6 protein-coding genes are annotated in these 3,519 nt (G+C 44.9%); all 6 read right to left on the bottom strand.

Annotated features, from left to right (window positions below; all coding sequences use genetic code 11):
* Nucleotides 1-3 precede the first annotated feature (3 nt).
* The gene (locus tag FD01_RS16695) at nucleotides 4-249 is read right to left on the bottom strand and encodes an IS66 family transposase (RefSeq protein ID WP_056964290.1); all 246 of its coding nucleotides are present in this window, start codon (nucleotides 247-249) and stop codon (nucleotides 4-6) included.
* A 23-nt stretch (nucleotides 250-272) separates the two neighbouring features.
* A complete protein-coding gene (gene tnpB, locus FD01_RS10940; protein ID WP_054719948.1) occupies nucleotides 273-653 on the bottom strand; it encodes an IS66 family insertion sequence element accessory protein TnpB in 381 nt (126 codons plus the stop codon).
* The gene (locus FD01_RS15775) at nucleotides 654-821 is read right to left on the bottom strand and encodes a hypothetical protein (RefSeq protein WP_164480467.1); all 168 of its coding nucleotides are present in this window, start codon (nucleotides 819-821) and stop codon (nucleotides 654-656) included.
* A 66-nt stretch (nucleotides 822-887) separates the two neighbouring features.
* On the bottom strand, nucleotides 888-1,052 hold the full coding sequence (locus tag FD01_RS16120; protein WP_156647302.1) for a hypothetical protein: 165 nt from the start codon (nucleotides 1,050-1,052) through the stop codon (nucleotides 888-890).
* Nucleotides 1,049-1,807, bottom strand: coding sequence for an IS21-like element helper ATPase IstB (gene istB, locus FD01_RS10935; protein ID WP_054719951.1), 759 nt, complete (start codon nucleotides 1,805-1,807; stop codon nucleotides 1,049-1,051). Before istB ends, FD01_RS16120 begins: the two co-directional genes overlap by 4 nt.
* Nucleotides 1,807-3,342 (bottom strand): IS21 family transposase, encoded by a 1,536-nt coding sequence (gene istA / locus FD01_RS10930; RefSeq protein ID WP_056964287.1) that lies wholly within the window; start codon nucleotides 3,340-3,342, stop codon nucleotides 1,807-1,809. The genes istB and istA overlap by 1 nt, the downstream gene beginning before the upstream one ends.
* Nucleotides 3,343-3,519: the final 177 nt, after the last annotated feature.

Genomic DNA, 3,519 nt, shown 5'->3' with positions numbered 1-3,519 from the left:
CCGTCAGAGCAAGGCCGCCTGAGGTTGAAAGTCCAGAAAAACGTCCGCACGCCCAAACCTGCATTTCAAAACCGCCCTTGACAGTTGGGCAAACAAAGACAGCTGATTAACATCCATAGGTTTCGCATGCTCAGATTTTTGGCCGAATACTTGTTTTCTAAACCACTCAAGCTGAGTTTCTAACTCGTCCACTTTTCGTCTTAACGCAAGCACTTCTTCGTGTTCATCAACTGTTGCTATTTCGCTCATGTCCTCACCACCTTATTGTTGATTTAGACTTTACCACTCCTTTGCTGATTTGAATACGACTTCTTTGGTGGATTTACTGAATGAATCGAAGATTCAATCGACCAACCAGTTAGAAGTCGAGTTAACTGTTGATGGGTCAGCGCCTTGGCGGCGTTTTGATCCATTGGCCACTGAAGACGACCGTTCTCATAGCGCTTGTACAACAACACAAATCCATCACCGTCCCAGTACAAAGCTTTAAATCGATCCTTCTTGCTACCACAAAATAGATATAGGTTCTGACAGTAGGGATCTAGATCATATTGTTCTTGAACAATTCCAGCCAAACCATCGATTCCTCGACGCAAGTCGGTACGACCGCAGACTAAATAGACCTGAGCGATTCGTTTAAGATCAAGAAACATTTAGAACACCGCCTTTAAAAGTGCATCAAGGATGTAGCTGTTGACGCGGTTATAGACGATAATGGTCTTCTCATTACCCAGTTTTATCTGTAGTGCTTTGGTCACCTCCGACTGCCGCGACTTGGGCTGATCCATTTGAAAATGAACAACATCAGGTTTTTCTTCCATACAAATACCTCACCAGTTTGAATTGATGAGGTAAGTGTAGCGCGCTAAATTGTTGCTGAAAATCCGTCATTTGGTTGGGTGCTTACCGAAAAGCTCATCATCGGTCAATTTATCGTCATTTTCCCAGATAATATCCACCAACGCATCGCCAAGCACATTCTCCCAGTCTTCCATTGCGTCCGTATGCGCGTAGAACATCGCCAATCGTTGTTCTAGTTCAACTGAAATCATGCAAATTCGCCTCCAATCCCATATCGCTCCCGCATCGATTTATCACCTTGAATAAGAAGCTTGTACGAATCATGAACGATTCGGTCAAGAATCGCATCGGCAATCTGTGGATTTCCCAGCTTGTTATGCCAGCCTTCCGGCGCAAACTGAGTACAAAAGATTGTCGAACCACGCTGACTTCGATACTCGATCAACTCAAGAATAGTCTGAGCTTGTTCATCGTTGATTGGCGTCAAAAGCCATTCATCGATGATCAAGAGCTCGATCTTCTTGTATCGTTCAATAATCTTATGAAAGTCACCGTTTGCCTCATGCTTTGCTACAATCAAATCATCAATCAGCTCGGGAAGACGTACATATTTTACCTTATGAAACTGATGGCAAGCCTCAATTCCTAAGGCGGTCGCCAGCCATGTTTTCCCGTTACCAGAAGCACCCATTAAGATAACGTTATGGTGCTCTTGAATATACGTGCCAGTCGCAAGGCGTTGAATCAAGTTCCGATCTAACTTACGATCCGGCAAGTAATTGATATCAGCTATGCAGGGCTCGTTCGTCCGAAAATTTGCACTTTTGATCAGTCGATTCAGCTTATTTGACTGAAGGCTTGCGTATGCCGCATCAACGAGTAATTTGAATCGATCATCAAAGCTCATTGAGCGATATTCTGTGTTGCTTTCCTGTGCTTCCAAGGCATTTGCCATAGAGGTAAGCTTCATCTGCCGTAACTTCCGTTGCGTCTCGTCATTTACCATTAGTCATTTCCTCCAAAGTATGCTGCGCCACGAGTAAAGCCGTAGTCAGGTTGGTTAGTCGTCTTTGGTGCTGGAATCTTTTGACTCTTCAAAACCCTTTCAACCACGGACACCGTCGGTGCGGTCGCAATTTTCATCACTGTCGTGCATGCGACCTCGATTTCAACGGCTGCGTATTTTCGACTTAAACCTTTGAATCGAAAGGCTGCACTTAGACCTTGTTTTTCACTTGCCGCCGATTTAAGAAGATACCGCATTACGGCAAGCGTATTGATACCCATCTCTTCCGCCCAAGCTAGTGCGTTCTCAGGCGTATGATCGACGAACAGTTTATGTTCTGCTGGTAAATGGTCGTGATTGGTTGAGAATTGCCCGAATTTTCCGGTTAGCCTTTTATGAGAGGCAATCCGATTTCCTTTGTAGAAAATTTCTACGATATCTTTCGTCACCTTGATATCCACTTTTGATGAGATATACTCATATGGAACAGAGTAAAACTGACTTTCCACGTTGATGTGGTAGTCTAATTGCACGGTGGCAGTCCGCCAACTAGCCATCGTATAAGCTTGAACAGGTAATGGTCGCAAGGCAAAGCTTTCTTCGTCATGAAACGCCGAAAGGCGACTACCTTGTTTATATTTCTTTGTGAACGGTCGTTCGTTGAACTCCTTGAGTTTGATGCGAACGGCCTTATTTAATTCCTCGATGTCAAAGAATGTTTCATTCCGTAGCGCTGCTATAATCCATGTTGATACTGTACCCACAACACCTTCGACAGTCGGCTTATCCTTTGGCTTCCGGACTCGTGCTGGCATCACAATTGTGCCGTAGTGCAAGGCTAGATCTCGATACATTTCATTCAAGATGATTTCGCTATGCTTGTGCGAAGTCACACCCGTTTTGAGATTGTCGGAAATCAGATATTGCGTCACACCACCAAAGAATTCATACGCATGAATGTGTCCAGTAAGCCATGCTTCCTGCTGTTCAGTCATAAACGCCTCACAGTAGCTGTACGCACTACATGGCAAAGAAGCGATGAACAGATATGCCTTGACGATTTCTCCAGTTTCGCGAACAGCGATATGTAAAGGTGAGCCAGCCCAATCGACCTCCATCACTTCACCCGGCTTACGCCGAATCCGCATAGTTGCCTTATATTTCTGCGCATAAGCACGATAATACTGGCAAAAGGTTCGATACGCATACGGGATCGTGCCATTTTTTCGGCACTCTTGTTCATATTCATAATGAACCAGTGATAAGGTGACGTTCGGCTTAGCCAATTCCTCGTGTATCTTGTCGAAGTCTGGCATCTGCCGACCTTTTGCTATCGGTTGCTTCTGAGGAAACAACAAACTTTCCAGCCAAATGTCATCCACATCATCAGTAAATGGTGGACTGATTTGATGTAGCTCAGCCTGCTTGATAACTTCAGAAATCTTAGGACGTGAGTTCCCAGTGATTGCCGCAATATCTCGCTGCACCAGCTCTTGAGCGCGGAGTTCAAGAATCTGACGGTAATGAATCGCCATTACAAAAACCTCCTGTGTATATGAATTGCATGCGCTTACACGAGTGCTACCCGTAGTATACAGGAGGTTTCTTTATTGTTGGTCACTTTCTTCGCCGACCTTGGACAATTTTTTCGCCGGCTGGTGTCAAAAACTTCGCATTACGGGCGTGCGGACGTTTTTCTGGACCAATACCAT

It is taken from the genome of Lacticaseibacillus manihotivorans DSM 13343 = JCM 12514, assembly GCF_001435035.1.
GTDB lineage: Bacteria > Bacillota > Bacilli > Lactobacillales > Lactobacillaceae > Lacticaseibacillus > Lacticaseibacillus manihotivorans.
The sequence above is the reverse complement of the archived record's forward strand: the minus strand, read 5'-3'. Positions and strand labels throughout refer to the sequence as shown.